Source organism: Flavobacterium psychrophilum DSM 3660 = ATCC 49418 (genome assembly GCF_002217405.1).
GTDB classification, from domain to species: Bacteria; Bacteroidota; Bacteroidia; order Flavobacteriales; family Flavobacteriaceae; genus Flavobacterium; species Flavobacterium psychrophilum.
In genome coordinates this window covers 1-4,323 of record NZ_MUHE01000052.1, presented here as the reverse complement: position 1 = coordinate 4,323, position 4,323 = coordinate 1, and the positions used below count along the sequence as shown (strand labels likewise).

Sequence of the window (4,323 nt, the reverse complement as noted above, 5' to 3'; positions counted from 1 at the left end):
AAGCTTTGTGTTCTTTGTGTACTTAGTGGTTAATTCTTTTTCTCGTTAAATAAATTCAATTTTTGTACCCATTTTGTTTTTCTTTCTAATAAAAAAACATCTAACAATAACAAGAAAAATCCAATTCCTAAAAACCATTGAAATTGTGCTTGAAAACTAGCTACTTCTGTAGCATCAAATTCTGTTTTCTGAATATTATTAAGTGATTTTTTGATAAAATTTACTGCTTCTTTTGTGTTGTTTCCGTTTATGTACCCGCCTTTTGCTGCTTTTGCAATAGCTTCTAATGCTTCTGGACGCAATTTAGTAACTACAACTTCTCCCGTGCTTTTGTCTCGATGAAAACTTTCGATCACCCCATTTTTCTTATTGGGAATTGGTCCGCCAGCTGTTGTCCCTATTCCAATAGTTATAATTTTCATGCCTATTTTTTTGGCTTCTTCGGCTGCACTTTCTGCTCCTTCAGAATGGTCTTCACCATCGGTAAGCATAATCATTAGCTTACTTGTGTTTGGGCTTCCTTCAAAGTATTTTGCTGACAATTTTATGGCTTCATCAAGGTTACTTCCTTGCGAGGAAACCATATCTGAAGTCATGCTTTGCAAGAACATTTTGGCCACATTATAATCGGTTGTAATCGGTAAAACAGGAAATGCACTTCCTGCATAAGCAATAATTCCTATGCGGTCGCTTCCTAAATTATTGATAATTTGAGAGACAACTTGCTTGCTTTTTTCTAATCGGTTTGGTGCAATGTCTTCGCAAAGCATACTTTTAGAAACATCAATCGCAAAAACAATATCTATGCCTTCTCGTTTTACTTTTTCGACTTTGGTTCCAATTTTTGGATTAACCAATCCTAAAATAAGCATGGCTATTGCTAATAAAACAACTCCAAACTTTAGCGCAGGTTTAAAATTTGATTTCTCTGGACTTAATTTTTTTACCAATTCTAAATCGCCAAATTCTTTTTGTTTCTTTCTTTTCCAGAATTCAACATATAAGAAAATTGCTGCCAAAATGGGCAGTAGAAATAATAAGTATAGATATTTTGATTCGTCTAATTCCATTCAATTTTATTTTTAAACACAAAGTTTACGAAGGTTTTTACAAAGTTCACAAAGAAAAACATCTTAATTTATGTTCACAAAGCTTTGTGTGCTTCGTGAAAACCTTTGCGTGCGCTTTGGTGCTTTTTTTTTATTTTTAAATTCTCACAATGTGCCATTTATTACTCTTCTTACTCCGTTTTTTAGTAAACTAACATTAAAATTTATCAACAATCCTAATTTACAGTTTGACAATCTTAAATAGGTTAGCAATTGTGCCAGATGAACATCTGTTAATGCTTCAACTGCTTTAATTTCTACAATAAATTTATCTTCAATAATAATATCTATTCTATAACCCGCATCTAATTTTATTTCATCATAAATTAATGGTAAGGCTTTTTGTTTTTCTATTTTTAAATTATGCTTTTTAAGTTCATAAAATAAGCATTCTTCGTAAGCGCTTTCTAGTAAGCCTGGACCCAAAGCTTGGTGAACTTTTAAAGCACTTTCAAAAACAACTCTTGAAATATCATTTTCTGTCATATCTTTCTTTGTGTCCTTGGTGAAAACCTTTATGAAATTTGTGTTTAAATAATTTTATATAAAACTTCTAAAAATGGTGTTTCGTAATATAATTTCTATCAATAATAACAATCCCGCAAGCCAAACTAATGGTCTAAATTTTTCATCATAATTAACAAATTTTAAATCTTCAATTTCGGTTTTTTCTAATTTATTTATTTCGCTATAAATACTTTCTAAACTCGAATTGCTTTGTGCTCTAAAATACTTACCTCCTGTTTTTTTGGCAATATCTTTCATGAGTTGCTCATCTATTTCTACGGGTAACATTTTATACAAAAATCCTCCGTTTGGTGCAATGGCATAAGGGAAAGGTGCGTTTCCGTTTGTTCCAATTCCAATAGTATATACTTTAATACCAAATTCTTTAGCAAACTCTGCCGCTGTAACAGGCTCTATAAATCCTGCATTATTCACCCCATCGGTCATTAATATGATTACTTTACTTTTGGCTTTGCTATCTTTTAGACGATTTACAGCGGTTGCCAATCCCATTCCTATTCCTGTTCCGTCTTGCAATACATTGTCGTATTTGATGGTATTTATAGCGTCTAATACGACTGCTTTGTCGCTTGTAACAGGCGTTTTTGTATAAGCTTCGGCGGTGTAAACTACGACTCCTATTCTGTCGCTTTGTCGAGCTTCAACAAAACTAGCCGCTACTTCTTTTAGCGCTTCCATTCGGTTTGGCTTAAAATCTTTAGCAAGCATACTGCTCGAAAGATCTATTGCCATAACAATATCGATACCATTGGTGGTGTTTCTTTTGTTACTCACATCGACTGTTCTTGGTCTTGCCATGGCAACGATTAATGCGCTCAAAGCTAATAATCGCATGGCAAACAATACTGGTTTTAATTTTGGTAAAACCGATTGTGATGCTTTAAAACCCTGTAAAGAACTTATTTTTAATGTTGGTTTTTCTTCTTTTCGTTTAAAGAAATACCAACCCATAGCAAATGGAAGCAGTAAAAATAACCAAAAAAATGCTGGATTTAAAAAAGTGATATTGGTCATACTAATTTGTAATTTGTAATTCGACAGAATTTAACATTCGTTCGGAAATTTTTTCTGCATTTTCGTCCCCTTCCTTGTGTGCAATCATAATTTGTTGTAATCCTCCAGATTGGCTAAATAGGAGAATTTCGTAATACATTTTATGTTTATTGTTGCTAAATGTTCCGTAGCCTTTTATTCCTTTTATTCCTTTGTCGGTAGTGAATTCTTCTTGTTTTGTAATGATATTTTGGCAGCCTTGAGATTCTAATGTTTGAATCGTTCCGTTAAGTGATTGTGTTAAATCTATTTGCGTGTCTTTTTTGAATTGAATGGTCGAAACAATGATATTGAACTCGCCAATTAAGCTTCCGTAACCAAACATTTGCATGTCTTTTATAAGTGCCATGGCATCATTTGGAACTGCTTTTTTAGTGTCTAAACGTGTTAAAACCTTTGGCGTTTCTATTATTACCGATGGATTTCCGTAATCACTTTTTATCCAATCACCTTCTAATAATTCGGTGGTAGAATATCCTGAAAATCCGTTTATCACATAATCGAAACCTTTGGTTGCAATTGTATAAGTAATTATGAAAGCTATAATTCCTACCAATACGCCAGCAAAAGTCATTTTTTTCTTTCTTTTTTCTTTTTTAAGTTTAAGTTCTTGTTGTTGTAATTCCCATTTTTTACTGTTTTCATCTACTATAACTGGGATAGATTTGTCGAGTGTTACAATTGTTTTTTCGATTCGTTCTCTATCATCGGCAATTTCGAAATCTAGGGGTTTTACTTTAGCAAATTTTACCAAATCGGCTTGTTTTAAAACCTTTTCTAAACCCAAAAGAGTTTCCTTAGAGAGCTTCATTTTTTTCTTGGTCGATGCTGCTCTAAGTGCCAGAATAAGTTCGGAAGTGGTACTTTCTTTAGCAGGAATTTCAATGGCTTCTTCGATATAATCACGAGCAATATCGGTTAGTTCCGAATAATATTCTTTGACTTCGCCTTTGGCAAGCAGTTCTTTTTTCTCTAACAATTGTAATAAACTGGTTGCTTTCTCTATTGGAGAATTATATACAATTGCTTTTTCAGGTACTTTTCGGTATTTTTTCCAAAGAAAATAGCCAAGAAACGCTAAACCTAGAAGTAATAGAAACCCTAAAAGATATTTCCACCAATCACCTGTTGGTTTTTCTACTAAAATTATAGGTTTAATATCGTACATTTTTTGTTTTAATGTGTCTACTTTTACATTAAAAACTTCCACTTTTATACTATCTGAAAAAACCGGAATTCTATCTATTAAAACTGAGATTCTAGGAATTACATATTTCCCAGAGTCGAATTGTGTTAAGCCATATTTTTTAATAAGCTCAAATTTGTCGTTTTCTTTGATGGTGTCTATTGGATAAGATTCGATAACTTCTAAACTTCCGAAATTTGTTACTTTTGGAAATACAACTTTCGAAGTTGGTTTTACTTTGGTTTTAAGTGTTAATGTAAATTGCGCACCAATCTTATTTTTAGTGGTATCGATAGACGTTTCGACTTTTTGAGCAAAAAGCGAAGTTGACAGTAATAGTAATATGTATAATTTTAATTTCATTTCATTTCATTATTTTTTTTAACCACGAAGAACACAAGGTTTTTCACGAGGTTCACAAAGCTTTGTGTTCTTTGCGCTTTTCTT

The 4,323-nt window shown here is 32.5% G+C and carries 4 protein-coding genes; all 4 read right to left on the bottom strand.

What is annotated here, in order from left to right:
* Positions 1-29: 29 nt before the first annotated feature.
* Positions 30-1,070 carry a VWA domain-containing protein gene (locus tag B0A57_RS11250; RefSeq protein ID WP_034097242.1) on the bottom strand — a complete coding sequence of 347 codons (1,041 nt, stop codon included), beginning with the start codon at positions 1,068-1,070 and terminating at the stop codon, positions 30-32.
* Between the two features lie 144 nt (positions 1,071-1,214).
* Positions 1,215-1,595 (bottom strand): GxxExxY protein, encoded by a 381-nt coding sequence (locus B0A57_RS11245; RefSeq protein ID WP_034097244.1) that lies wholly within the window; start codon positions 1,593-1,595, stop codon positions 1,215-1,217.
* A gap of 54 nt (positions 1,596-1,649) precedes the next feature.
* Positions 1,650-2,651 (bottom strand): vWA domain-containing protein, encoded by a 1,002-nt coding sequence (locus B0A57_RS11240; RefSeq protein ID WP_011962311.1) that lies wholly within the window; start codon positions 2,649-2,651, stop codon positions 1,650-1,652.
* 1 nt (position 2,652) lies between these two features.
* The gene (locus B0A57_RS11235) at positions 2,653-4,239 is read right to left on the bottom strand and encodes a hypothetical protein (protein WP_034097246.1); all 1,587 of its coding nucleotides are present in this window, start codon (positions 4,237-4,239) and stop codon (positions 2,653-2,655) included.
* Positions 4,240-4,323: the final 84 nt, after the last annotated feature.

Bases quoted from the DNA above. Each gene is read 5' to 3' on its own strand.
- B0A57_RS11250 (WP_034097242.1), bottom strand. From the start codon at position 1,070: ATGGAATTAGACGAATCAAAATATCTATACTTATTATTTCTACTGCCC.
- B0A57_RS11245 (WP_034097244.1), bottom strand. From the start codon at position 1,595: ATGACAGAAAATGATATTTCAAGAGTTGTTTTTGAAAGTGCTTTAAAA.
- B0A57_RS11240 (WP_011962311.1), bottom strand. From the start codon at position 2,651: ATGACCAATATCACTTTTTTAAATCCAGCATTTTTTTGGTTATTTTTA.
- B0A57_RS11235 (WP_034097246.1), bottom strand. From the start codon at position 4,239: ATGAAATTAAAATTATACATATTACTATTACTGTCAACTTCGCTTTTT.